General features: G+C 71.6%; 26 protein-coding genes and 1 pseudogene. 10 read left to right on the top strand and 17 right to left on the bottom strand.

What is annotated here, in order from left to right; genetic code table 11:
* Positions 1-269: acyl-CoA dehydrogenase family protein (locus ACFU6K_RS04925; protein WP_380660931.1), on the bottom strand; the 269-nt coding region annotated here is incomplete at its 3' end.
* Between the two features lie 286 nt (positions 270-555).
* Between ACFU6K_RS04925 and ACFU6K_RS04920 the strand changes: the two genes are divergently transcribed.
* On the top strand, positions 556-1893 hold the full coding sequence (locus ACFU6K_RS04920) for a UDP-glucose dehydrogenase family protein (protein ID WP_380660930.1): 1338 nt from the start codon (positions 556-558) through the stop codon (positions 1891-1893).
* Between the two features lie 42 nt (positions 1894-1935).
* Positions 1936-2349, top strand: coding sequence for a CoA-binding protein (locus ACFU6K_RS04915; RefSeq protein WP_380660929.1), 414 nt, complete (start codon positions 1936-1938; stop codon positions 2347-2349).
* Here ACFU6K_RS04915 and ACFU6K_RS04910 read toward each other — a convergent pair.
* Genes ACFU6K_RS04910 through ACFU6K_RS04900 form a run of 3 tightly spaced genes read right to left on the bottom strand, consistent with a single transcriptional unit; the run spans position 2346 to position 5257 of the window.
* Positions 2346-3560, bottom strand: a complete 1215-nt coding sequence (locus tag ACFU6K_RS04910; RefSeq protein WP_380660928.1) for a dipeptidase — start codon at positions 3558-3560, stop codon at positions 2346-2348. The genes ACFU6K_RS04915 and ACFU6K_RS04910 overlap by 4 nt on opposite strands.
* A gap of 36 nt (positions 3561-3596) precedes the next feature.
* Positions 3597-4121, bottom strand: coding sequence for a 5-(carboxyamino)imidazole ribonucleotide mutase (gene purE / locus ACFU6K_RS04905; RefSeq protein WP_380660927.1), 525 nt, complete (start codon positions 4119-4121; stop codon positions 3597-3599).
* On the bottom strand, positions 4118-5257 hold the full coding sequence (locus tag ACFU6K_RS04900) for a 5-(carboxyamino)imidazole ribonucleotide synthase (protein ID WP_380660925.1): 1140 nt from the start codon (positions 5255-5257) through the stop codon (positions 4118-4120). The genes purE and ACFU6K_RS04900 overlap by 4 nt, the downstream gene beginning before the upstream one ends.
* Before the next feature lie 292 nt (positions 5258-5549).
* Here ACFU6K_RS04900 and ACFU6K_RS04895 point away from each other — a divergent pair, with 292 nt between their 5' ends.
* Positions 5550-6083, top strand: a complete 534-nt coding sequence (locus ACFU6K_RS04895; protein ID WP_380660924.1) for a GtrA family protein — start codon at positions 5550-5552, stop codon at positions 6081-6083.
* A gap of 90 nt (positions 6084-6173) precedes the next feature.
* Here the strand turns inward: ACFU6K_RS04895 and ACFU6K_RS04890 are convergent, their stop codons facing one another.
* Together ACFU6K_RS04890 and ACFU6K_RS04885 are read right to left on the bottom strand one after the other, a co-directional pair.
* Positions 6174-7418, bottom strand: a complete 1245-nt coding sequence (locus ACFU6K_RS04890; protein ID WP_049650022.1) for an ATP-binding protein — start codon at positions 7416-7418, stop codon at positions 6174-6176.
* A gap of 58 nt (positions 7419-7476) precedes the next feature.
* The gene (locus ACFU6K_RS04885; protein WP_030058577.1) at positions 7477-8151 is read right to left on the bottom strand and encodes a response regulator transcription factor; all 675 of its coding nucleotides are present in this window, start codon (positions 8149-8151) and stop codon (positions 7477-7479) included.
* A 329-nt stretch (positions 8152-8480) separates the two neighbouring features.
* Here ACFU6K_RS04885 and ACFU6K_RS04880 point away from each other — a divergent pair, with 329 nt between their 5' ends.
* From ACFU6K_RS04880 to ACFU6K_RS04870, 3 genes are all read left to right on the top strand, one after another.
* Entirely contained in the window at positions 8481-10004 is a 1524-nt protein-coding gene (locus tag ACFU6K_RS04880; protein WP_380660923.1) for a peptide MFS transporter, read from the top strand.
* A gap of 109 nt (positions 10005-10113) precedes the next feature.
* Positions 10114-12141, top strand: coding sequence for a prolyl oligopeptidase family serine peptidase (locus ACFU6K_RS04875; RefSeq protein ID WP_380660922.1), 2028 nt, complete (start codon positions 10114-10116; stop codon positions 12139-12141).
* A 152-nt stretch (positions 12142-12293) separates the two neighbouring features.
* Complete coding sequence (locus ACFU6K_RS04870; protein ID WP_380660921.1) at positions 12294-12965, top strand: pentapeptide repeat-containing protein; 672 nt, start codon at positions 12294-12296, stop codon at positions 12963-12965.
* Here the strand turns inward: ACFU6K_RS04870 and ACFU6K_RS04865 are convergent.
* The 4 genes from ACFU6K_RS04865 to ACFU6K_RS04850 are packed head-to-tail and all read right to left on the bottom strand — an operon-like array spanning position 12962 to position 14063.
* Complete coding sequence (locus tag ACFU6K_RS04865; protein ID WP_380660920.1) at positions 12962-13288, bottom strand: hypothetical protein; 327 nt, start codon at positions 13286-13288, stop codon at positions 12962-12964. The two genes, ACFU6K_RS04870 and ACFU6K_RS04865, sit on opposite strands and share 4 nt — an antisense overlap.
* 39 nt (positions 13289-13327) lie before the next feature.
* Complete coding sequence (locus tag ACFU6K_RS04860; protein ID WP_380660919.1) at positions 13328-13450, bottom strand: hypothetical protein; 123 nt, start codon at positions 13448-13450, stop codon at positions 13328-13330.
* Positions 13447-13701, bottom strand: a complete 255-nt coding sequence (locus ACFU6K_RS04855) for a hypothetical protein (protein ID WP_380660918.1) — start codon at positions 13699-13701, stop codon at positions 13447-13449. Before ACFU6K_RS04855 ends, ACFU6K_RS04860 begins: the two co-directional genes overlap by 4 nt.
* A complete protein-coding gene (locus tag ACFU6K_RS04850; RefSeq protein ID WP_380660917.1) occupies positions 13698-14063 on the bottom strand; it encodes an ATP-binding protein in 366 nt (121 codons plus the stop codon). Before ACFU6K_RS04850 ends, ACFU6K_RS04855 begins: the two co-directional genes overlap by 4 nt.
* Positions 14064-14346: 283 nt before the next feature.
* On the opposite strand from ACFU6K_RS04850, the gene ACFU6K_RS04845 reads away from it, so the two are divergent.
* Positions 14347-15207: a helix-turn-helix transcriptional regulator gene (locus ACFU6K_RS04845; protein WP_359827292.1), complete on the top strand. Its 861-nt coding sequence runs from the start codon at positions 14347-14349 to the stop codon at positions 15205-15207.
* The gene (locus ACFU6K_RS04840; RefSeq protein ID WP_380660916.1) at positions 15200-15400 is read left to right on the top strand and encodes a DUF397 domain-containing protein; all 201 of its coding nucleotides are present in this window, start codon (positions 15200-15202) and stop codon (positions 15398-15400) included. The genes ACFU6K_RS04845 and ACFU6K_RS04840 overlap by 8 nt, the downstream gene beginning before the upstream one ends.
* A 208-nt stretch (positions 15401-15608) precedes the next feature.
* On the opposite strand, the gene ACFU6K_RS04835 is transcribed toward ACFU6K_RS04840, so the two are convergent.
* A complete protein-coding gene (locus ACFU6K_RS04835; protein WP_380660914.1) occupies positions 15609-16412 on the bottom strand; it encodes a DUF6879 family protein in 804 nt (267 codons plus the stop codon).
* A gap of 157 nt (positions 16413-16569) precedes the next feature.
* Here ACFU6K_RS04835 and ACFU6K_RS04830 point away from each other — a divergent pair.
* Positions 16570-16713, top strand: a pseudogene (locus tag ACFU6K_RS04830) (XRE family transcriptional regulator); the annotation flags it as partial.
* Between the two features lie 77 nt (positions 16714-16790).
* On the opposite strand, the gene hutI reads toward ACFU6K_RS04830, so the two are convergent.
* From hutI to ACFU6K_RS04800, 6 genes are all read right to left on the bottom strand, one after another.
* Positions 16791-17957, bottom strand: a complete 1167-nt coding sequence (hutI, locus tag ACFU6K_RS04825) for an imidazolonepropionase (protein ID WP_380660913.1) — start codon at positions 17955-17957, stop codon at positions 16791-16793.
* A 31-nt stretch (positions 17958-17988) separates the two neighbouring features.
* The gene (locus ACFU6K_RS04820) at positions 17989-19341 is read right to left on the bottom strand and encodes a formimidoylglutamate deiminase (protein ID WP_380660935.1); all 1353 of its coding nucleotides are present in this window, start codon (positions 19339-19341) and stop codon (positions 17989-17991) included.
* Positions 19338-20519, bottom strand: a complete 1182-nt coding sequence (locus ACFU6K_RS04815; RefSeq protein WP_380660933.1) for an allantoate amidohydrolase — start codon at positions 20517-20519, stop codon at positions 19338-19340. The genes ACFU6K_RS04820 and ACFU6K_RS04815 overlap by 4 nt, the downstream gene beginning before the upstream one ends.
* Positions 20520-20539: 20 nt before the next feature.
* The gene (hutU, locus tag ACFU6K_RS04810) at positions 20540-22210 is read right to left on the bottom strand and encodes a urocanate hydratase (protein WP_380660912.1); all 1671 of its coding nucleotides are present in this window, start codon (positions 22208-22210) and stop codon (positions 20540-20542) included.
* Between the two features lie 174 nt (positions 22211-22384).
* Positions 22385-22705, bottom strand: coding sequence for a hypothetical protein (locus tag ACFU6K_RS04805; RefSeq protein WP_375876644.1), 321 nt, complete (start codon positions 22703-22705; stop codon positions 22385-22387).
* Between the two features lie 73 nt (positions 22706-22778).
* On the bottom strand, positions 22779-23648 hold the full coding sequence (locus tag ACFU6K_RS04800) for a MurR/RpiR family transcriptional regulator (RefSeq protein ID WP_380660911.1): 870 nt from the start codon (positions 23646-23648) through the stop codon (positions 22779-22781).
* Positions 23649-23926: 278 nt separating this feature from the next.
* On the opposite strand from ACFU6K_RS04800, the gene ACFU6K_RS04795 reads away from it, so the two are divergent.
* Positions 23927-24352, top strand: coding sequence for a hypothetical protein (locus tag ACFU6K_RS04795; RefSeq protein ID WP_380660910.1), 426 nt, complete (start codon positions 23927-23929; stop codon positions 24350-24352).
* Positions 24353-24576 lie beyond the last annotated feature (224 nt).

The following is a 24576-nucleotide window of genomic DNA, read 5'->3' as shown; positions in this document are numbered from 1 at the left end:
CACACCCGCGCGACCTCCTCGATCACGATCACCGTCGCCAGCGCGTCCGCCCCCGCACCGCCGTACTCCTCCGGCACGTGCACCGCGTGCAGGTCATTGCCCCGCAGCGCGTCCAACGCCTCCTGCGGGAACCGCCCCTGCTCGTCCACCTCCGCCGCGAACGGAGCGATCTTCGCCTCGGCCAGCGAACGCACCGCCTCACGGAGCATCCCGTGCTCCTCGGAGATCCGGAAGAGATCGAAGTCAGCCGCCCCTGCGCTGCCCGCCATGATGCCTGCCTCGTCGTTCAGTGACCGACGCCCGGTCGACGCCCGATCGAGGTCCGATCGACGCCCGGTGCGAGTCGAATCCGCGGTTAACTACCGTTCAGTAGAGATCCTAGGGCGCCGACCTGCGGCTGCCTAGCGTCCAGCGGCCGGCCCGTCGTTCACGTCCGCGCCCCGGGAACGACCGGCGGGGCGGCCCCTCCGGCGTGCAGGTGATCCCTGGGCGGTCCCGGCGGGCGGATAGCATCAGGGCATCCGTACTGGTCGCGTCCGCATCCAAGGAGAACCCGTGACCCTCCGCATCTCCGTGATCGGCACCGGCTACCTCGGCGCCACGCACGCCGCCGCGATGGCCGAGTTCGGCTTCGAGGTGCTGGGTCTGGACATCGACCCCGACAAGATCGCCATGCTGACCGCAGGGCGGGTCCCGATGTACGAGCCCGGGCTGTCCGAACTGCTGCTCAAGCACGTGGCCGGGCACGAGGGTTCGACCGGACGGCTGCGCTTCACCACCTCCGCCCAGGAGGCCGCCGAGTTCGGCGACGTGCACTTCATCTGCGTCAACACCCCGCAGCGCAAGGGCGAGTTCGCCGCCGACATGTCGTACGTCGACACCGCGCTGGACGAGCTCGCGCCGCACCTGACCCGCCCCGCCCTGGTGGTCGGCAAGTCGACCGTCCCGGTCGGCTCGGCGGCCCGGCTGGCCGAGCGGCTGGCCGCGCTGGCGCCGGTCGGCGAGGGCGCCGAACTCGCCTGGAACCCGGAGTTCCTGCGCGAGGGCTTCGCCGTGCAGGACACCCTGCGGCCGGACCGGATCGTGGTCGGCGCCCACAGCGAGCGGGCCGAGCGGCTGCTGCGCGAGGTGTACGCGGAGCCGATCGCGGCCGGGGTGCCGTTCATGGTCACCGACTACGCGACCGCCGAACTGGTCAAGGCGGCCGCCAACTCCTTCCTGGCCACCAAGATCTCCTTCATCAACGCGATGGCCGAGGTCTGCGAGGCGGCCGGCGCGGACGTCACCCAGCTCAGCAAGGCGCTCGCCTACGACGAGCGGATCGGCGGCAGGTTCCTCAACTCCGGCCTCGGCTTCGGCGGCGGCTGCCTGCCCAAGGACATCCGCGCGTTCATGGCCCGGGCCGGCGAACTCGGCGCCGACCAGGCGCTGACCTTCCTGCGCGAGGTCGACTCGATCAACATGCGGCGCCGCTCCCGGATGGTCGAGCTGGCCCGCGAGCAGTGCGGCGGCGGCTTCCTGGGCCGCCGGGTCGCCGTCCTCGGCGCCGCCTTCAAGCCCGACTCGGACGACATCCGGGACTCCCCCGCCCTCAACGTGGCCGCCCAGATCCAGCTCCAGGGCGCCCAGGTCACCGTCTACGATCCCAAGGCCGTGGACAACGCCCGCAAGATGTTCCCCTCCCTCGCCTACGCCCACTCCGCCCTGGAGGCCGCCGAGGGCGCCCACGTCGTCCTCCACCTCACCGAGTGGTCCGAGTTCCGCGAGCTGGACCCGGCCGTCCTCGGCGCCGTGGTCGCCGAACGCCGCCTCCTCGACGGCCGCAACGTCCTCGACGCCGAGGCCTGGCGCGCCGCCGGCTGGACCTACCGCGCCCTGGGCCGCCCGAGCTGACCGGGCAGGAATCCCGCACCGCCGCCCGGCGTTCCCACCGGCATGACGAGCTACGGCGACGACGCGGCGGTCCGCGAGATCCTCACCCGCACCGGTGACACCTGGGCGGTGGTGGGCCTGTCCACCAACACCGCCCGGGCCGCGTACGGGGTGGCGCGGGTGCTCCAGAAGTACGGCAAGCGGATCGTGCCCGTGCACCCGAAGGCCGAGACGGTCCTCGGCGAGCAGGGCTACGCCTCGCTCGCCGAGATCCCGTTCCCGGTCGACGTGGTGGACGTGTTCGTCCGGTCCGACCTCGCCGGGGAGGTCGCGGACGAGGCGGTCGCCATCGGGGCGAAGGCGGTCTGGTTCCAGCTGGGCGTGGTGGACGAGGCCGCGTACGGGCGGACGCGGGAGGCCGGGCTGGCCATGGTGATGGACAGGTGCCCGGCCATCGAGATCCCGCTGCTGGACTAGGAGGCCGGGCCGTCCAGCTGCGCGATGGTGGCGATGGACGGGCCGCGGCCCGCCCGCAGCCCGGCGGCCGCCGACTCGGCGTCGCGCAGGACGCGGACGGCGTTGTGCCAGGTGAGCTTGGCCAGGTCGGCCTCCGACCAGTGGCGGCCGAGGAGTTCGGCGACCAGGTTGGGGTAGCCGGCCACCGAGTCCAGGCCGTCCGGCAGGAAGGCGGTGCCGTCGAAGTCGCCGCCGATGCCGATGTGGTCGATGCCGGCCACCTCGCGCATGTGGTCGAGGTGGTCGGCGACGGTGGCCGGGGTGGCGATCGGGCGCGGGTTGGCGGCCTCGAAGGCGCGCTGGCGCTCCATGGCCGGCGGGGTGGTGTCCAGCGGGTGGAAGCCGTGGTCGCGCATGTTCCCGTCGGCGGCGACGGTCCACTCGATGGCGGCGGGCAGGATGAACTTCGGCACGAAGGTCGCCATCGCCACGCCGCCGTTGGCGGGCAGCTGGGCGAGCACGTCGTCCGGGATGTTGCGCGGGTGGTCGCAGACCGCGCGCGAGGAGGAGTGGGAGAAGACCACCGGCGCCTCGGTCACCCGCAGGGCGTCGCGCATGGTGTCGGCGGAGACGTGCGAGAGGTCGACCAGCATGCCGAGCCGGTTCATCTCCCGGACGACCTCCTCGCCGAACCGGGTCAGCCCGCCGGCCGCCGGCTTGTCGGTCGCGGAGTCCGCCCACGGCACGTTGTCGTTGTGGGTGAGCGTCAGGTACCGGACGCCCAGCTCGTACAGGGCGCGCAGGGTGGCCAGCGAGCAGTCGATGGAGTGGCCGCCCTCGGCGCCCATCAGGGAGGCGATCCGGCCCTCGGCGCGGGCGGCCTCGATGTCGGCGGCGGTACGGGCCAGGCGCAGCCGGTCCGGGTAGCGCTCCACCAGGGCGTGGACGAAGTCGATCTGCTCCAGGGTGGCGCTCACGGCGTGGTCGCCGGCCAGCGAGGAGGGGACGTAGACGGACCAGAACTGCGCGCCGACGCCGCCCTCCGCGAGGCGGGCGAGGTCGGTGTGCAGGCGGTCGCTCTGGTCGGCGGCGAGGTCGAGCGCGCCGAGGTCGTACCCGGCCTGCTCGCGCATCGCCCAGGGGAGGTCGTTGTGGCCGTCCACCACGGGGGCGGTGCGCAGCAGGGCGCGGGCGCGGTCCAGCGGGGTGGGGGAGTCCAGGTCAGCGGTCATGCGTGCTGTTCTACCCCACCTCCGCGGGTGGTCGAACTACTTGCCGAAGCCGAAGGACGCGGAACCGGCCACCTTGGCGCGCAGCTTCTTGCCCTTCTCGGTGGCCTGGTTGTTCAGCTCGGCCTGGAAGTCGGTCATCTTCTCGGTGAGCTCGGGGTCGAAGGCGGCGAGCATCCGCACCGCGAGCAGGCCGGCGTTGCGCGCGCCGGCCACCGAGACGGTCGCGACCGGCACGCCGGCCGGCATCTGGACGATCGACAGCAGGCTGTCCATGCCGTCCAGGTACCGCAGCGGCACCGGCACGCCGATGACGGGCAGCGGGGTGACCGAGGCGAGCATGCCCGGCAGGTGGGCCGCGCCGCCGGCGCCCGCGATGATCGCCTTCAGGCCGCGCCCGTGGGCCTGCTCGCCGTACGCGACCATCTCGCGGGGCATCCGGTGGGCGGAGACGACGTCCACCTCGTACGGGACCTCGAACTCGTCGAGCGCCTGGGCGGCGGCCTCCATGACCGGCCAGTCGGAGTCCGAGCCCATCACGATGCCGATGAGGGGGTTGGTCATTCGGTGATCGTTCCTCGCAGGTAGGCGGCCGCGTGGCGGGCGCGCTCGCGGACGTCTTCGAGGTCGTCCCCGAAGACGTTGACGTGGCCGACCTTGCGGCCGGGCTTCACGTCCTTCCCGTACATGTGGATCCGCAGCCCGGGGTCGCGGGCCATGCAGTGCAGGAAGGGGTGGTACATGTCCGGGTAGTCGCCGCCGAGGACGTTGACCATGACGGTCCACCTGGCGCGCGGGCGGGGGTCGCCCAGCGGGAGGTCGAGGACGGCCCGCAGGTGGTTCTCGAACTGCGAGGTGACGGCGCCGTCCTGGGTCCAGTGCCCGGAGTTGTGCGGGCGCATGGCCAGCTCGTTGACCAGGATGCGGCCGTCGCGGGTCTGGAACAGCTCGACGGCGAGGTGGCCGACGATGCCGAGGTCCCCGGCGATCCGCAGGGCGAGCTGCTGGGCCTCGTCGGACAGGGCCGGGTCGAGGTCCGGCGCGGGGGCGGTGACCTCGGCGCAGACGCCGTTCTCCTGGACGCTCTCCACCACCGGGTAGGCGACGGCCTGGCCGCTGGGCGAGCGGACGACGTTGGCGGCCAGCTCGCGGACGAAGTCGACCTTCTCCTCGGCCAGCACGGGGACGCCGGCCAGGAACGGGGCGTGCGCCTGCTCCTCGTCGTCGACGACCCAGACGCCCTTGCCGTCGTAGCCGCCGCGGACGGTCTTCAGGACGACCGGGTAGCCCGTGCCCTCGTTCGCGAAGGCGGTCACGTCGGCCGGGTCGGCGACGATCCGGTGCCGGGGGCAGGGCACGTCGATGGAGTCCAGCTTGGCCCGCATCACGCCCTTGTCCTGGGCGTTGACCAGCGCCTCCGGGCCGGGGCGGACGGCGATGCCGTCGGCCTCCAGGGCCCGCAGGTGCTCGGTGGGGACGTGCTCGTGGTCGAAGGTGATCACGTCGCAGCCGGCGGCGAAGGCGCGCAGGGTGTCGAGGTCGCGGTAGTCACCGAGGACGACGTCGGAGACCACCTGCGCGGCGGAGTCCTGGGGCGTGTCGGCGAGGAGTTTGAACCTGACCCCGAGCGGGATGCCCGCCTGGTGTGCCATGCGGGCCAGCTGCCCGCCACCGATCATGCCCACCACTGGAAAATTCACATTGCCCGGGGAAGTCACGCGGCCCAGGATATCCGGGCCGGTGGGAGGTGGTGGAGCCGCCTGCGGGCCGTGAGTAGTGGACGCGCGTAGATGTCAACCCCCACCCCTGACGGCTGAGCCGTTCGATGGAAGCGGGTAGCCTGGACGGCTAGGTCCTCGTCGCTGTGATCTGATCATGTGCGTGCACGCAGGACTCAAGGGGTGGCCCCGGCCCGGTGGGACACCCCTTTCGTCCCGCAGTGCATGGAGGCCACCCGGTATGGCGACGACCACCGCTTCGAAACCCTCGCTCATGCGGAAACTGCGTGGGCTGTCGGGCGAAGTCGTGAAGTTCGGCATCGTCGGCCTCACCGGTGTGATCGTCAACGCAGGCGTCTTCTGGGTCTGCCTGAAGGCGACCGGCCCGGTCAACTCCTTCTCGGGCTACATCGCCACCAGCGTCGCGATCGGCACCAACTACCTCGGTTACCGCTACTGGCTCTACCGCGACCGGGACGCGGCCTCGCGCAAGCGCGAGATCACCCTGTTCCTGATCTTCAGCGGCATCGGCATGCTGATCGAGAACGGCATCAACGCCTTCTCGGTGCACGTGCTCGGCTACGACTCGCCCACCAGCCAGCTGATCGCCAAGAACGTGATCGGCCTGATCGCCGGTACGGCCTTCCGCTTCTTCTCGTACCGGACCTGGGTGTTCAAGGCCCTGCCCGAGACCGAGCCGCAGCCCGAGCCGCAGATCGCCGCCCCCCGCGCCGGCGAGCCGCAGATCGCCGAACAGGCCGAACTGATGCTGGCCACCGAGCCGATCCGCTACGCCAAGGCCGAGTAGGCCCCACCCACGGACCCCGCAGCCCCGGCAGGCCGACCCGGCCGCCGGGGCTCGCCGTTTCCGGCGCCGGGCACCGGGCCGAGTACCCGCTCAGTCCTGGTGGCTGCGCCCGAGGAAGAGCGCGAACACCGCGGGCTTCAGCGAGAGCAGTTCGAGCCGCCCGCCGTCCGCCTCCGCGAGGTCGCGGGCGACGGCCAGCCCGATGCCGGTGGAGTTGCGCCCGCTGACCGCACGCTCGAACACCCGGTTGCCGAGGTCCGGCGGCACGCCGGCGCCCTGGTCCTGGACCTCGACCACCACCGAGGTGCCGGAGGGCCGGATCCGCAGGGTGATCGTCCCGGCGCCGTGCATCAGCGAGTTCTCGATCAGGGTGGCCAGCACCTGGGCCACCGTCCCCGGGGTGCCGACCGCGGTGACCCCGTGCAGCCCCTCCAGGGAGAGCACCCGGCCCTGCTCCCGCAGCGTCGGGCCCCACTCCTCCACCTGCTGCTTGATCACCTCGTCCAGGTCGAAGGCGACGGCGGTGGGGCTGCGCGGGTCGCGCTGGGTGGTGAGCAGCCGCTGGACCACGTCGGTGAGGCGCTCGACCTGCTGGAGGGCGATGGTCGCCTCCTCCTTGACCGTCTCCGGCTCCTCGGCGAGGGCGGTGATCTCCTCCAGCCGCATGGAGAGCGCGGTGAGCGGGGTGCGCAGCTGGTGGGAGGCGTCGGCGGCGAGCCGGCGCTCGGCGGTGAGCATCCGGGCGATCCGCTCGGCGCTGGTGTCCAGCACCTCGGCGACCCGGTCGAGCTCGGGCACCCCGTAGCGGCGGTCGCGCGGGCGAGGGTCGCCGGAGCCGAGCCGCTCGGCGGTCTCGGCGAGGTCGGTGAGCGGTCGGGCGAGCCGCTTGGCCTGCCAGACGGCGAGCGCCACCGCGGCCTGGACGGCCAGCAGGGCGACCACGCCGAGCAGCAGCAGGTTGTTGGCGATCTCGTGGTCGACGTCCTCGCGGGACTGCTCGACGGTGACGGTCTCGCCGCTGTTGCCGCGCTCGACGGCCTTCAGCAGGTGGTTCCCGGCCGGGCGCTCGCCGGCGGAGACCACCGGCTGGCCGGGCACCTGCACCTCGACGTAGCTGCCCTCGGTGACCTGGCTCTCGAACGCCCGCCCGGTGACCGGCTCCCCCGCGGCGAGCCGGCTCTCGACCAGGGCGAGCACCCGGACGGCGGCGGCGTCCACCCGGTCCTGGGCCGAGTTGACGATGGTCCGCTTCTCGACCAGGGCGAGCGGCACGCAGAACACCACGACGACCACCAGGACGACGCCCAGCAGCGAGTTGATCATCCTGCGCTTCACGCTGCCGCTCCCCGGGGTGTTCCGCCGCCGCGGGCCGAGGGCCCGGTCTCCGTCAGGGTCAATTCTTCTCGAACCGGAACCCCACGCCGCGCACGGTGGCGATGTAGCGCGGGTTGGCCGCGTCGTCGCCGAGCTTCTTGCGGAGCCAGGAGATGTGCATGTCCAGGGTCTTGGTGGAGGTCCACCACGTGGTGTCCCAGACCTGCCGCATGATCTCCTCGCGGGTGACCACCCGGCCGGCGTCCCGGACCAGGACGCGCAGCAGCTCGAACTCCTTGGCCGACAGGGTGAGCTCCTCGTCGCCGAGCCAGGCGCGGTGGGACTCGATGTCGATCTTCACGCCGTGCGCGCCGGTGGTGAGCTGGTCGACGTTGCCGCGCCGGAGCAGGGCCCGGACGCGGGCGAGCAGTTCGGCCAGGCGGAAGGGCTTGGTGACGTAGTCGTCGGCACCGGCGTCCAGGCCGACCACGGTGTCCACCTCGTCCGCGCGGGCGGTGAGCACCAGGACGGGGCAGCTCTTGCCGTCGGCACGCAGGCGGCGGCAGACCTCCAGGCCGTCCATCTCGGGCAGGCCGAGGTCCAGGACGACGAGGTCGACCTCCTCGGTGAGGCCGGCGGCGAGTGCGGTCGGACCGTCCTCGCGGACGAGCACCTCATAGCCCTCGCGTCGCAGGGCCCGGGCGAGGGGTTCGGAGATCGCCGGATCGTCCTCGGCGAGCAGCACACAGGTCATGTGGTGATGGTAGTCCGCCGGGGTATCCCCGTACGCCCTGTGAGGTAGTTCACAGAGCGTGATCGTTATACAAGGCCACCATCGGGCTCAACGGGGCGCAACAGACCGGCCCTTCGGTGAAGAATCGCCTGTTGGATCTTGAAACCGAAGGAAGACACGCCCGTCTACCATCGATAGATCGGGCAGATTTGTCGCCAACTTTGCCATTCACATACCTGATTCAAGACTTTTGTCATCTGATAGAGCCAAATGTCGCCACGTAGAGTGGTTTGGTCCACGTCCGCCGCCACCCCCCTAGGCGGACGCTGTCAGGCAAGGAACCACTACTCATGGCGTCTAAGACCCTGGACACCGACGCGACGTCGGCAACTCCCAGCGGCAAGACCTTCCTCGGGCACCCCCGAGGTCTCGCCACGCTGTTCATGACCGAGATGTGGGAGCGCTTCTCCTACTACGGCATGCGCGCCCTGCTCATCTACTACCTGGTCTCCGGTGGCGCCGACGCCGCCGTCGGCAGCCAGGGCGGTGGCCTCGCCATGAAGGCGACGACGGCGACGGCGATCTACTCCGTCTACGTCTCGATGGTCTACCTCATGGCCTACCCGGGCGGCTGGTTCGGCGACCGGGTCTGGGGCGCCCGCAAGACCGTCGCCATCGCCGGGTTCGTGATCATGTCCGGCCACATCGCGCTGGCCGTCCCGGGCCAGGCGGCGTTCTTCGTCGGCCTGCTCCTGGTCGCGCTCGGTTCCGGACTGCTGAAGGCCAACATCTCCACGATGGTCGGCCAGCTCTACAACGGCCCCGAGGACCCGCGCCGCGACGGTGGGTTCACCGTCTTCTACATGAGCATCAACCTCGGTGCCTTCGTCGCCCCGTTCGTCATCGGGACGATCGGCAAGGAGTACAACTGGCACCTGGGCTTCGGCATCGCCGCGGTCGGCATGGCCCTCGGTCTGACCCAGTTCCTGCTCGGCAGCCGCCACCTGAACCCGGTGAGCAGCGAGGTCCCCAACCCGCTGCTGTCCGAGGAGCGCAAGCGCCTGCTGGTGAAGGCCGGCCTGACCGTGCTCGGCCTCGCCGCCTTCTACGGCACCGTGGCCGGCCTGGGCCTCTACACGCTGAACTGGGCCCTCGTCCCGCTGACCATCGCCGGTCTGCTGATCCCGATCACCGTGCTGGCCCGGATCAAGCGCGACAAGGACCTGACCTCCGACGAGCAGTCCAAGATGTCCGCGTACATCTGGTTCTTCGCCGCGGCCGCGATCTTCTGGATGATCTACGACCAGGGCGGATCGACGCTCTCCCTGTTCGCGGACAAGAAGACCGCCGACTCGCTGTTCGGCTTCGGCTTCTCGGCCACCTGGTACCAGTCGCTGAACCCGCTGTTCGTGATGGCGTTCGCGCCGGTCTTCGCCTGGCTGTGGCTCTGGCTGTCCCGCCGGGACAAGGAGCCGAACACCATCGTGAAGTTCTCGATCGGCCTGCTCCTGGTCGGCGTCTCGTTCTTCGTCTTCATCATCCCGATGACCATGGCGGACAACGGCACCCTGGTCTCCCCGCTCTGGCTCGTCTCGATCTACCTGATCCAGACCATCGGTGAGCTCTGCCTCTCCCCGGTCGGCCTCTCGGTCACCACCAAGATGGCGCCGCGCAAGTACGCCTCCCAGATGATGGGCGTCTGGTTCCTCGCCGTCACCGCCGGTGACTGCACCACCAGCCTGCTCTCGCTGGCCGGCGTCAGCCTCAACGGCACCGGGATCATCGCGATGCAGGCGTCGCTCGCGGCCCTCGCCGGGTTCGCCATCTTCACCTACCGCAAGAAGGTCCAGGCCCTCATGGGCGACGTGCACTGACGCCCGTCCCCGCCCGCTCCGGGGCCGCCGTGGATTCCAGGATCCGCGGCGGCCCCGAGTGCTTTTCCGGCTCGACAGGGGCCCGTCGGCCGTGCCTATGGTGCCCGGCATGACGACCCCCTCCTTACCCCGCCAGCTGGCCCGCACCCGGCGCTTCACCCTGGGCGTCCCCACCCGGCCCGAGCCCTCGGCGGACGGCGCCGCCGTGCTCTTCCTGCGCGGCCGCTCCGGCACCGACCCGCTCGCATGCCTCTGGGCCCTGGACACCGCCACCGGTGCGGAGCGGCTGATCGCCGACCCGGCCGCACTGGGCGCCGGCGAGGGCATCGCCGCGTACAGCACCGACGCCGCCGGCACGCTCGCCGCCTTCGCCCTGGACGGCGCCCTGTGGCTGGCCGACACCGCCGCCGGCACCGTCCGCGCCGTCCCCGTTCCCGGCCCGCCGCAGGACCCCCGGCTCGACCCGGCCGGGCGCCGGATCGCCTACGTCAGCGGCGGCGCCCTGCGGGTGGTCGGCGTCGACGGCACGGACGACCGCCCGCTCGCCGAACCCGAGGCCGAGGACGTCTCGTACGGGCTCGCCGAGTACGTCGCCTCCGAGGAGATGTACCGCGACCGCGGCCACTGGTGGTCCCCCGACGGCACCGCGCTGTTGGTCGCCCGGGTCGACGACCGCCCGCTCGCCCGGCTCTTCCTGGCCGACCCCGCCGACCCGCACCACCCGCCGCGCGCCGTCCGCTACCCGCTCGCCGGCACCGCCAACGCCGAGGTCACGCTGCGGCTGCTCGGCCTCGACGGCTCCGACACCGAGGTCCGCTGGGACCGCGCCGCCTTCGAGTACCTGACCGCCGCCGGCTGGGACGGCCACGGCCCGTACGCCGCCGTGCAGAGCCGCGACCAGCGCACCGTCCTTGTGTTGGCCGTCGAGCCGGACGGCACCACCCGAGTGCTCGCCGAACAGCACGACGCCCACTGGGTCGAGCTGCTGCCTGGCCTGCCCGCCCGCACCGCGGGCGGCGCCCTGGTGGACACCGCCGACCTCGGCGACACCCGGCACCTGACCGTCGACGGCGAACCGGTCACCCCGCCAGGGCTCCAGCTGCGCGCGGTGCTCGGGACGGAAGGCGAGCAGGTGCTGTTCACCGCCTCCGAGGAGCCCACCGAGACCCACCTCTGGACGTACGGACCGGACGGCGGCATCCGTCGGCTGAGCGACGGCCCCGGCCTGCACACCGGGGTGCGGCGCGGCGGCACGCTGGTGCTCACCACCCGCTCCCCCGGGCACCCCGGCGGCCGCTCCACCGTCCTGCGCGAGGGCCTCCCGGCGCTCCCGCTCACCTCGCACGCCGAGCCGCCCGTCGTCACCCCGCGGCCCGAACCGCTCCGGCTCGGCCCGCACGCCCTGCGCGCCAACCTCTTCCTGCCCACCGGCCACCGCCCCGACGACGGCCCGCTGCCCGTCCTGCTCGACCCGTACGCCGGGCCCGCGCTGCAGAAGGCCACCACCGGCGGCCTCTGGTGGGACCAGGTCTCCCAGTGGTTCGCCGACCAGGGCTTCGCGGTGCTCGTGGTGGACGGCCGCGGCACCCCCGGACGCGGGCCCCGGTGGGAGAAGGCCGTGTACGGCGACAAGGCGACGCTCCCGCTGGCGGACCAGGTCCACGGCCTGCGGGCGGTCGCCCGGCTGCGGCCCGGACTGCTCGACCTCGACCGGGTCGGCATCCGCGGCTGGTCCTACGGCGGCTACCTCGCCGCCCTCGCGGTATTGAGGCGCCCGGACGTCTTCCACGCCGCCTCCGCCGGGGCCGCCCCCACCGACTGGCGGTTCTACGACACCCACTGGCAGGAGCGCTTCCTCGGCCACCCCGACGAGCACCCCGAGCACTACGACAGCGGCTCACTGATCGCCCTGGCGCCGGAGCTCCGCCGTCCGCTGCTGCTGATCCAGGGCCTCGCCGACGACAACGTCCACCCGGCCCACACCCTGCGGCTCTCCGCCGCCCTCCTCGCCGCCGGCCGCCCGCACGAGGTCCTCCCCCTGCGCGCCACCGGCCACCGGCCGACGGACGAGGCGGTGATCGAGAACCTGCTGCACCACGAACTGGAGTTCCTACGACGGTCGTTGGGCCTGGAGTGATCAGCGCCGCGCCACCAAATGCCCTGAGGTTTCGGCAGGCTGAATAGCTACCGGATCCCAAAGCCCATGCATTTCAACTGCCTTTCTGCATACGGTAGTTGAGTGCTAGCGTTCAATTCCTCCACTCCAGCGGCTACTGTGAGGTGCCCGTCATGACTCAGGCCATGCCTCGCCAGAAGAATCCCCTGGCCCCGCGCTTTCAGGTGGCTTTGCGACCTGCGGAGTTGCCCGAGCACGACTTCGAGGACGACGCCACCATCAAAGGCAGGCAATACAGCGGACTGAGCCTCGTCGGACGATCGGGCGAAGCGGTCGAAGTCGAGCAATGCGCCTTCGAGAACGTCCGGTTCACCGGGATGCACCTGGTCCGGTCGGTGCTCGCTCACATCGCCTTCGACACCTGCGACTTCGCCACCGTCCGGACGCAGGACGTATCCGTCCTCCGCGGCACGGTGACCGGGTGCCGGCTCACCGGGTCGTCCTGGAGCAACGGCAGTTTCCGTGACGTCCTCTTCGAGGGCACTCGGACAGACAGCACGCTGTTCCGCTACGCGAAGTTCAAGACGGTGGTCTTCAGGGAGTGCAATCTCTCCCAGGCCGACTTTCAGTTCGCCGAACTCCGTGATGTCCGATTCGAGAAGTGCGACCTCACGGGAACCCAGTTCGCCAACGTCGTCATTCAGCCCGGTGTCAGCTTCGACAACTGCACACTGATCGATGTCGGAGGCGCCGCGCACCTCAAGGGTGCCACCGTGCGAGGCCCGGGGTCCATGGAACTGGCCCTGAGCCTCGCCAGGGAGGTCGGCATCGTCTTCGAAGCCTAGGCTGCGGCAGGCAGGTCGTAGTGCGCGAACTCCCGGCCCGAGATCGACCGGGTGACGAGATCGAAGTCGATCGTCTCGGCGAAGTCCGCGAGTTCGCGCACCATCCCCTGGCCGTACGGCGTGAACAGGTCCAGCTTGTCCAGCAGGCCGTCCGCGCACTCGCGGATCGAGTGGCGGAACTTGTCCACCAACTCCGTCTCACCCCTCAGGTGCTGCATGAGCATGAGGGGCGGGGCCACCACCGCACTGTGGAAGGCCTTGTCCAGCGGGCGCATCTGCCCGAACTTCACCGCGGAGACGACCCGGAACTCGTCGGCCGCCAACTCCTTGGCCGGCCGCTTGCAGAGGGGCCTTCGCGCGTTTCAGTGCCGGTCGTCGCACCCCTGGGGAGGAGTCATCCGGAGGGTCGCGGTGACGCCGAGGGCCACGGTGGCGATCGCGAGGACGAGGAGGGCGAGGAGGATCGCGCCGATGAAGAACTTCACTGGCGCCACGCCTCGTCGTCATCGTCCAGATCGCGGAGCAGACGGAGGAGGTTGAGCAGAGTGCCGACCGGAGCTTTCCCGAAGTCGATCAGGATGCGTCCGTCGATGGTGGTCCCGCCCGGCGAGGCGGACCCCCAGAGGAGCCCGTGCGGCAGGCCGCGCCTGTGCAACTCGCCCAGAAGGGCCATGAGGTGGGGTTTGGTGTAGTCACGCATCCGGGGGTCCTCCGGCAGGACGGGGTAGCCGGTCACGCGCGGCAGTCCAGCTCATACCAGATGGTTTTGCCGCGCTTCTGCGGGTCGACGCCCCAGCGGTGGGTGAGGCCCTCCACCAGCTGGAGGCCCCGGCCGGACTCGGCGGAGTCGGCGGGGGTTCGCTGTCGAGGGAGGGCGTCGCTCTCGTCGGAGACGGTGACCCGGAGGGTGCGGCCGAGGACGGAGAACCAGACGACGGGCGCGGGGGTGTCGCCGTGCCGCCAGGCGTTGACGACGAGCTCCATCAGGGCGAGTTCGGCGTTGAAGATGCTGTCGGCGTCCCAGCCGCCGCTGCGGGTCATCGCGTCCCGCAGGGCCTGGCGGGAGAGGGTGAGCGAGGGGGTGTTACGGGTGCACACGGGAACCTCCGTGAGGCTGTGGTGTGGGGAGGGGAATGACGGTCGTCGCCGTGAGCCAGGCCGGGGCGGCGGTTGCTCTTCGGTGCGCGGGCAGCAGGCGCCTACTGCCTTGGATACAGGCGTTACTGACGATCCGTCGGATCGATCTGGGAATGACGATAACTCAGATCCATGACAAAATTTCCATGGGATCCAGATATTCCCCCGATCGTGGCTGGCGACCCCAGATGGACCCATGTAGGCCAGCGCGGCAGACTGGGACCCCCTCGCCTCGGAAGGAACCATGGCTCGTACGAACCCCACGCTTCGTCAGCGCAGGCTGGGAACAGAACTGCGGAGGATGCGAGAGCAGATCGGCCTCGGCGGCAGCCAGCTCGGCCGGGCGGTCGGTATGAACCCAGCCCAGGTGACGCAGATGGAGGCGGGGAAGATCGGCATCAGCGTGGAGCGGTTGCACACCATCGCCACGACATGCATGTGCTCCAACCAGCCACTGATCGACGCGCTCGCCAACATCATCACCGAGCGAGGCAAGCCCGGATGGTGGGAGGAGTACCGAGAAACCCTGGCGACAGACTTCCTCGATATCGCCGAGTTGGAGGGCCACGCCCACCGGCTCTCGGTCTACGGAACCACCTTCGTCCCCGGCCTGCTCCAGACCGGCGTCTACACGGCTGCGTTGTTCGCTCAGGCCTACCCGCCACCGCTGCGTCACGAGGTCGATCTCAAGACAGCCTTCCGCATGCAGCGACAGCGCATAATCCGATCTGGCGCGACGCCGTATACCGCCTTCATCCACGAGGCTGCCCTGCGCATGCAGTTCAGTGATCCCAGGGTCAACATCGAGCAGATCGACGCACTCCTCGCCGACTCGGAGCAGCCCAACATCTCGGTCCGAGTCGTACCGTTCGCCGCCGGCGCTGTCCCGAGTCCGTGCGAGAACTTCACCTATTCCGAGGGGCCGATCACGGACCTGGATGCTGCGCAGATGGACACAGGCCATGGCGGCCAGCTCTTCGACAGCCCAGCCCACCTCACGAGGTTCCGTGCCCTCCTTGCCATGATGGACTCCACGGCGCTCTCCGAGGAGAAGTCACGTGACCTCATGCAGTCGATCAAGGAAGAGGCAGGCCAGCATGTCTAGCTCCGCGTGGCAGAAGTCCAGCTACTCGGCCTCAAGCGACAACTGCGTCGAGGTGCGTTCCGTCGACGGTTTGATCGAAGTACGTGAGTCCGATGAGGGCGATGTCATCGTCCGCACCACCCGTCTCAACCTCACCGCCTTCCTCCAGGGCGCCAAGGCCGGCGAGTTCGACCGCCTCACCGTCACCCCCTGAAGGGAACGCAACATCGCCCCCGTCGAGCCGGTGCTCGACGGGGGCGACATGGGCCCGGCGTACAGGCCGACATGGCTTGGAACTGGAGATGCTTCATCCCCGGTCGGTGCCACCGCTTGTAGTCGGTCCACATCTGCTCGACGGCGGTCTTTGAGCTGAGTCCCGAAAGCGCCTTGCGGACTCGGATGGTTCCTGGTCGGACATGTCACTACGGCTTGTACTCACCATTGGGGACGCCGAGCGACCATGCCTGCTCGAACGCCTCGTTGCAGAACCGGATCACGTCCGGATCGGTTGAGAGCTGGATGTCGGTCTGTTGGTTGTCTCCCCCGATGAGGTTGAAGACCACCAGGTCATCCCGGATCAGGCAGTCGTTCCCCGGCAAGGGCAGCGCCGACACGAGACGGCGGGGAAGCCACCGAAGACGTTCCGTGGGGTCGGCCAGCTCGACCGCCATTCGCTGGTAGTCCGAGAGGGGTTCGGAGACGACCCGCACACGCCGGTAAGGGAAGCCGGCAGCGGCCTTCCCGGTCAGGAACGCCCGATGTCCACGCATCGTCTCCTCGACCGTCCCACGGTCGCCTGAGCGCCATGCCTCGAACAACGGGCGGTCCACCTCGTAGAAGTCCCGTAGCTCAAGCTTTCGGACCTCTTGGGCGGGCTCACCGAACAGCAGCTCGATTCGGCGTGCCGCCGAGATCAATTCCATAACGCTCCCTGACGTACTTCCGCACGAGGTAGCCTCGCCCGGGCGAACCCGGACGGGGCCGTTTCGAGGGGTGACCCAGCGGGACTTCGAGACGACGAATCCTCGCGCCGGGCCGGTCTGCCGGGACCGGCCCGCGATGAGCGTCAGTACTTCGTCGGTGATGTCCCGCCGGGTAGCAGCATCGACGTGGTCGTACACCCTCCACCGCCCGTTCGGGTTGTCGAGGTCTTCGGGGGAGACGATTCCCCGAATGCCTAGCCGTTGAAGGGTGTTGGCGACTTTCCGGGCTTCGCTCTCATCCATGCGTCCCGCCCTTTCGGCGTTCGGTGGGCCCAGGCTAGTGGGCTTCGCCGCCCCACCTCCGCCACCGCCACCGCCGTTGCAGTGCGACGCGCACGCCCCGGGGTTGATCGGTCCGCACCCACCGGGCACCGGCGTGTGGGAACAGTTCGCGGCCACGGCCACCGGACGTCGCATGGCCGGCAAGTGGGTTGGCTTCGGCAAGGAGTTCGACGTCAACACTGGGCCCTGGGAACTCCGTCTACTGGACAAGTCCACGGCTGAAGACGTCCTGAGTCGCTACAGCGTGCCGCCGGAGGCGTAGCTCGCCTGAGCCACAAGCGCAGAGAGCCCCCGCGCCCGCCACCCCGGGGGCGCGGGGGCCGTCTGTCGTCCGAAGGCTCAGACCTCGCGGACGCCCGCGCGCCAGACCGCCGCCGTCAGCGGCACGCCCGGGCGGTAGGCCAGGTGGACGTGCGACGGCGCGTCCAGCAGCAGCAGGTCCGCCCGCGAGCCGACCGTGACAGTGCCGACGTCGCTGCGCCGCAGCGCGTGGGCGCCTCCCAGGGTTGCCGCCCAGACCGCCTCGTCCGGGGTCATGCCCATCTCCCGCACGGCCACCGCGATGCAGAACGCCATCGAACTCGTGAAGCTGGAACCGGGGTTGCAGTCCGTGGACAGCGCCATCACCGCGCCCGCGTCCAACAACCTGCGCCCGCTCGGGTACTCGGCGCGCGTCGAGAACTCCGCCCCCGGCAGCAGCGTCGCGACCGTCGCCGACCCCGCCAGCGCCGCCACGTCCTCGTCCGTCAGGTGGGTGCAGTGGTCCGCCGAGGCGGCCCCCAGCTCCACCGCCAGCTGCACGCCCGGCCCGTACGTGAGCTGGTTGGCGTGCACGCGCGGCGTGAGGCCCTTCTCGATCCCCGCCGTCAAAACAGCCCGCGCCTGGTCGCCGTCGAAGGCGCCCTTCTCGCAGAACACGTCCACCCAACGGGCGTGCGGCGCACAGGCGTCCAGCATCTCGCCGGTCACCAGCTCCACGTACCCGGCCGGGTCCTCGGCGTACTCCGGGGCGACCACGTGGGCGCCCAGGTACGTCGTCTCCGGGGTGTACCCGGCGGCGATCCGCAGCGCCCGCGCCTCGTCCTCGACCGTCAGCCCGTAGCCGGACTTGCACTCGATGGTGGTGGTGCCCTGCCGCAGCGCCTCCCGGACGAACCCGGCCAGGTTGGCCTCCAGTTCGGCATCCGAAGCGGCCCGGGTGGCCGCCACCGTGGTCCGGATGCCGCCCGCCGAGTACGCCTGCCCGGACATCCGGGCGTTGAACTCAGCCGTACGGTCCCCCGCGAACACCAGGTGGGCGTGCGAGTCGACGAAGCCGGGCAGCAGCGCCCGGCCCTCGGCGTCGAAGCGCTCGTCCGCCGCCGGGGCGTCGGCCGCCGGGCCGACCCAGGCGACGGTGGCGCCGTCGACCACCACGGCCGCGTCGGCCAGCAGGCCGAGCGGCCCGGTGCCGTGCCCGGGGTCGTTGGTGACCAGGCTGCCAATGCCCGTGATCAGGGTGCTCAAGACAAGGCCTCTCGAAGGAAGGTGGGAAAGGTCAGCAGCTCAGCGCGCTGATCGAGCGCCGCAGCGCACCCGGCACGTCGTCCACCAGCAGGTGCACGCCGTCCCGGACGACGTGCCGGCCGCCGACCACCAGGTGCCGCACGTCCGCCGCCGAGGCCGCGAAGACGGCGATCTCGGCGCCGAGCCGGGGCGGCGGGCCCGCCGTACGGACGGTGTCCAGCGCGATCACCGTGAAGTCGGCGAGCGCCCCGGCCTCGATCCGTCCGGCCTCGGGCCAGCCGAGCGAGGCGTGCCCGTCCTCACCACCCGCCCGCAGCAGCGCGTTCGCCGTCCAGTGGCCGCGCGTCCGCGTCCGCAGCCGCTCGTCCAGCTCCAGCGCCCGGGCCTCCTCCCACGGGTCGATCACCGCGTGGCTGTCGCTGCCCAGGGTGATCGGGGAGCCCGCCGAGGCGAGCCGGCGAGCCGGGCCGATGCCGTCCGCGAGGTCCCGCTCGGTGGTGGGGCACATGCAGACCGTGGTGGAGGAGTCGGTGAGGAGCCTGACGTCCTCGTCGGTCAGGTGGGTGGCGTGCACGGCCGAGGTGCGCGGGCCGAGCACCCCGTGGTCGGCGAGCAGCCGGGTCGGGGTGACGCCGTGCGTGGCCAGGCAGGCGTCGTTCTCGGCGGTCTGCTCGGACAGGTGGACGTGCAGCGGTGCCCCGCGCACCGCCGACCAGTGCGCGACGGTGTCCAGCTGCTCGGCCGGGACGGCCCGCACCGAGTGGATGGCGGCACCGATCCGGGCGTGCTCGCGCGGCTTGAGCGCGTCGGCCCGGGCGGCCCAGGCCTCGGCGTCGCCGTCGCTGAACCGCAGCTGCGGGTGGGTCGGCTCGGCGCCGAAGCCGGAGGACAGGTAGCAGGTGTCCAGCAGGGTGATCCGGATGCCGGCCCGGGCGGCGGCCTCGATCAGCGCCTCGCCCATCGCGTTCGGGTCGGCGTAGCGGGCGCCGCCGGGCGCGTGGTGCAGGTAGTGGAACTCGCCGACGGCGGTGACGCCGGCCAGCGCCATCTCGGCGTAGACGGCGGTGGCGAGCGCCAGGTAGCGGTCCGGGTCGAGCGCGCCGGCGAACCGGTACATGGTGTCGCGCCAGGTCCAGAAGGTGCCGGAGCCGACCTGGACGTGTCCGCGCAGCGCCCGGTGGAAGGCGTGCGAGTGGGCGTTCGCCTGGCCGGGCAGCAGCAGCCCGTCGAGCCGGACGGCGCCGGGCGGGCAGGGGCCGCTGTCCGGGGTGACGGCGGTGATCCGGCCGTCCGGGCCGGTGGCGATCAGCACCTCGCGCTCGACCGCCGGGCCGCTCGGGCCCGGCAGCCAGGCGTACTGCGCCCAGTAGATCGGTGCGGTCACTGGCACGCCAGGTCCTCCAGTACGTCGGCGAGGGCGGCGACCCCGGCCAGGCAGTCGGCCTGCTCGGCGTGCTCGGCCGGGGAGTGGGAGACGCCGGTGGGGTTGCGCACGAACAGCATGGCGGTCGGGATCGCCGAGGCCAGGATGCCGGCGTCGTGTCCCGCGCCGGTGGGCAGCACCGGGGCGTCCAGCAGCTTGGCCAGCCGGTCGCGCAGCGGCCCGTCGAAGTCCACCACCGGGGTGTAGGACTCGCGGGTCAGCTCGACCCGGACGCCGTCGCGCTCGCCGCGCTCGGCGGCGGCCCGCTCGATCGCTTCGACCAGCGCGGTGAGGGTGCGCTCGTCGGCCGCCCGGGAGTCCAGCCAGCCGCGCACCAGCGAGGCGATCGCGTTGGTGCCGTTGGGCTCGACCGCGACCTTGCCGAAGGTGGCCCGCGCGCCCGCCTGCTTCGCCTTCTTGCGGGCCGCCAGCACGGTGTTGGCGTAGGTCAGCATCGGGTCGCGGCGGTCCTCGATCCGGGTGGTGCCGGCGTGGTTGGCCTCGCCGTGGAAGTCGAACCGCCAGCGGCCGTGCGGCCAGATCGCCCCGGCCACACCGACCGGCTGCCCCTCGGCGAGGCAGCGGCCCTGCTCGACGTGCAGTTCGACGAAGGCGCCGATCCGGGCCAGCCGGTCCTCGTCCGCGCCGATCGCGGTGGGGTCGTAGCCGGCCTTCTCCATCGCGTCGGGCAGCCGGACGCCGTCGGCGTCGCGCAGCCCGTACGCCTGCTCCGGGGAGAGCACCCCGGCGGTCAGCCGGGAGCCGATGCAGGCCACGCCGAACCGGGCGCCCTCCTCGTCGCCGAAGTTGACGATCGCCAGGGGCCTGGTGAACTCCGCGCCGCGGGAGCGCAGTTCGTCCAGCGCGGCGAAGGAGGAGACCACGCCGAGCGGGCCGTCGAAGGCGCCGCCGTCCGGGACGGAGTCCAGGTGCGAGCCGGTGACGACCGCACCGCCGGCGTTCGGGTCGCCCAGCCAGGCCCACTGGTTGCCGTTGCGGTCCAGCTCGTAGGCCAGGCCGCGGCCGCGGGCCTGCTGCTCGAACCAGGCGCGGCACTCGGCGTCGGCGGAGTTCCAGGCGAAGCGGCGGTAGCCGCCGGAGGCGGCGGAGCGGCCCACGGGGAGCAGCTCCGCCCACATCTCTTCGAACGACGGGACCGTCACAGCTCACCCATCGGAACGCGCACCCCGCGCTCGTCCGCGACCTCGACCGCCCGGTCGTAGCCCGCGTCCACGTGCCGGATGACGCCCATGCCCGGGTCGTTGGTGAGCACCCGGCGGATCTTCTCCCCGGCCAGCGCGGTGCCGTCGGCGACGGTGACCTGGCCGGCGTGGATCGAGCGGCCGATGCCGACGCCGCCGCCGTGGTGGATGGAGACCCAGGAGGCGCCGGAGGCGACGTTGACCATGGCGTTGAGCAGCGGCCAGTCGGCGATCGCGTCGGAGCCGTCCAGCATCGCCTCGGTCTCCCGGTACGGGGAGGCCACCGAGCCGCAGTCCAGGTGGTCGCGGCCGATCACGATCGGGGCGGACAGCTCACCGGAGGCGACCATGTCGTTGAAGCGCTCGCCGGCCTTGTCGCGCTCGCCGTAGCCGAGCCAGCAGATGCGCGCCGGCAGGCCCTGGAAGTGCACCTTCTCCTGGGCCATCCTGATCCAGCGGGCCAGCGACTCGTTCTCCGGGAAGAGGTCGAGGACGGCCTTGTCGGTCTTGGCGATGTCCTGCGGGTCGCCGGACAGCGCCGCCCAGCGGAACGGGCCCTTGCCCTCGCAGAACAGCGGGCGGATGTACGCCGGGACGAAGCCGGGGAAGGCGAACGCGCGGTCGTATCCCGCCAGTTGGGCCTCGCCGCGGATCGAGTTGCCGTAGTCGAAGACCTCGGCGCCGCGGTCCAGGAAGCCGACCATCGCCTCGACGTGCGCGGCCATCGACTCGCGGGCCCGCCGGGTGAACTCGGCGGGCTTGGCCGCGGCGTAGTCCGCCATGTCCTCGAAGGCGACGCCGACCGGCAGGTAGGCCAGCGGGTCGTGGGCGCTGGTCTGGTCGGTGACGATGTCGATCGGCGCGTCCATCGCGAGCAGCTGCGGGACCAGCTCGGCGGCGTTGCCCAGCACGCCGATGGAGAGCGGCTGCCGCTTGTCGCGGGCGGCGGTGGCCAGCTCCAGCGCGTGGGAGAGGTCCTTGGCCTCGACGTCCAGGTAGCGGTGCTCGATCCGGCGGGCGATCCGGGACGGGTCGCAGTCGATACAGATCGCCACGCCGCCGTTCATGGTGACGGCCAGCGGCTGGGCGCCGCCCATCCCGCCGAGGCCGGCGGTGAGGGTGATGGTGCCCTCCAGCGAGCCGTCGTAGCGCTTGTTGGCGACGGCCGCGAAGGTCTCGTAGGTGCCCTGGAGGATGCCCTGGGTGCCGATGTAGATCCACGAGCCGGCGGTCATCTGCCCGTACATGGTGAGCCCGAGGCTCTCCAGCCGGCGGAACTCCTCCCAGTTGGCCCAGTCGCCGACCAGGTTGGAGTTGGCGATCAGCACCCGCGGCGCCCACTCGTGGGTCTGCATCACGCCGACCGGCCGCCCGGACTGGACCAGCATGGTCTCGTCCCGCTTCAGCCCCTCCAGCGTCCTCACCATGGCGTCGAAGGACCGCCAGTCCCGCGCCGCCTTGCCCGTCCCGCCGTACACCACCAGCTTCGACGGGTGCTCGGCCACCTCCGGGTCGAGGTTGTTCATCAGCATCCGCAGGGCGGCCTCCTGCTGCCACCCCTGCGTCGTCAGCCCCGTGCCGCGCGCCGCGCGCACCTCACGCGGTCCGCTCGCCTGCTGCTGCACCATAGTCACGGCCTCCCTGCGGATGGATTCATTCAAGCTGGGTTCGGTTGAATATAACTAAACAGCCAGCTTTCGACCAGACCCCGAAGGCATCCGATCAGTGACGGCCGAAACCGCCCCCCAGGCACGCCGAATCGCCCGCCCGGCAGGTCCGGAGCGGGCTGGTGCGGGTGCCCTTCAGGCCGCCGCGCCGCCGTCCCAGTCGATGCCGATCTCGGCGAGCCAGCGGCGGTCGTCGGCGTCCGGGGTGGGCGGGGAGGGCGGGCGGGGGATGTTCTGGACGGGGCCGAGGCCGTACTTCTCGGCGGCCGCGGCGGCGCGGGCGTCGGGTTCGATGACGCCGACGTGGACGGCGGACTCGTCGCCCGGGTCGAGGACGGTCAGTTCGGGTTCGGGCAGGCGCCGCAGGGTGACGCGGCGTCCGCAGGTGGGGCAGGACCATTCGTCGGCACCCGAGGAGAGGCGGGCGACGAACTTCATCTCGTGGATCACGCGCATGGGCGGCACCCCCTGAAGGAGGGGATGCCCGGGTTCGTGGCGACTACTCCCCCGCCGCCGCTGCGGGCCCTGCTTATTCCAGGAAGAGTCCGCGCGCCGCCGCCGACTGCTCGATCGCCTCCAACCGGGCCTCCGCACCCGGGAGTTCGTCGCACATGGACTGCAACAGCACCCGACCGAGCATCATCGGCGCGCACGCGGTGTCGAAGACCAGCCCGGTGCCGACGGCGGCCGGCAGCATCAGGTCGGACAGCTTGGCGACCGGCGCGAAGGCGCTGTCGGCGACGGTGAGCACCGTCAGCCCGCACTCGCGGGCCACCGTCAGCGCGTCCATCAGCTCCCGCGGGTAGCGCGGCAGGGCGAAGCAGAGCAGCGCACTGGCGCCGGCCGCCCGGGCCTGCTCCAGCCGGTCGGCGAGCATGCTGCCGCCCTCGTCCAGCAGCCGGACGTCCGGGTGCACCTTGGACGCGAAGTAGGCGAAGCCGCGCGCCTGCGCCGAGGCGGCCCGCAGACCGAGCACCGGCAGCGGGCGGGAGGCGGCGAGCAGCCGGGCGGCCCGGATGATCGGCTCCGGGTCGGCGAGGAGTTCGGCGAGGTGGCGCAGGTGGGCGATCTCGGCGAGGACGGCCTGCTGGTGCTCGTTGCGCACCGCGTCGTCCGGGGTCTCCGGCGCGGCCGGTTCGCCGCCGCCGAGTTCGCGCAGCTGCTTGCGCAGCGCCGGGTAGCCGTCGTACCCGAGCGCGACCGCGAAGCGGGTGACGGACGGCTGGCTGACGCCCGCGAGTTCGGCGACCTCCACGCTGGACAGGAACGGCGCCTCGGTGGCGTGCCGCACCAGCGAGTGGGCGATCCGGCGCTGGGTCGGCGTCAGCCGGTGCCCCTCGAACAGTTGGAGCAGCCGGGCGGAGGGGCCGACGCTGCCGGCCTCGTCGGTGGCGGTCATCAGCGGTACCTCCGGGTGCGTGCGGTTCGGACGACGACTGTGCAGGAGCGGGCCGCGCCTGGCAAAGACGTCTCGTACGGCGGGACGTCCGGTGGGACGCCCCGCGGATCGGACGGCCCGGCGGTGGTCCGGGCCGGTCGGGCCGCCGCCGGACGGGCCGGGGCCGGGTGGACCAGGGCCGCCGCCGGGGCGGGGCAACCCTGATTTCTCCCTGAGCCCGCCCGGATTCCTCCCGCGAACGGATGGACCGGACGCCCCCGCGGCCCCACTCTGGTCCTATGGACACTCGTCAGGACGAACTGCGGCGCGACCTCGACGCCACCCTCCAGGCCCGCAAGGAGCTCGGCAAGGAGTACGAGGACGAACTCGTCGACTCCTTCATGAGGCGGCTCGACGCCCGTCTGGACGCCCGGGTCGAGCGCTCGGTGGCCAAGCGGCTGGACGACTACGAGCCCCGCTCCGAGCACCGGGGCCACCCCCGCCGCTCGGGCTTCGGCAAGCGCTCCAGCACCGGTCTCGCGGTGACCTCGCTGGTCATCGGGGTCCCGCTGACGGCGATCGCGGGCAGTCCGGAGAGCGGCGGCTTCGCCGGTCTGGTGGTCTGCTGGGCGGGCATCGTCGGAGTCAACCTGGCCGCGGCCCTGGGCGAGCTGCGCAACCGCGGGGGCCGCGGGGAGCGCTCGCCGCGGAGCGACTGGGACTGAGTCCCCGTCACCCCGCGGCGGTGCCACCGGTCCGGTCGATCGGGCGTCAGGCCAGCGGGCCGGTGACCCGCTCGACCGCGCGCACCAGCTCGCCGGAGGCGACCAGCTCGGCGGCGGCCTCCAGGTCCGGCGAGAGGAAGAGGTCGCGGCCGGCGCCGCCGACCCCCGCCTCGCGGGCGGCGGCCAGCGCGGCCGCGGTGGCCGGGGCGAGCCCGCCGGCCCCG

This window comes from Kitasatospora sp. NPDC057512 (assembly GCF_042802135.1).
Lineage (GTDB): Bacteria > Actinomycetota > Actinomycetes > Streptomycetales > Streptomycetaceae > Kitasatospora.
Note: the sequence above shows the minus strand (reverse complement) of the source record. Positions and strands in the feature narration are given on the sequence as shown.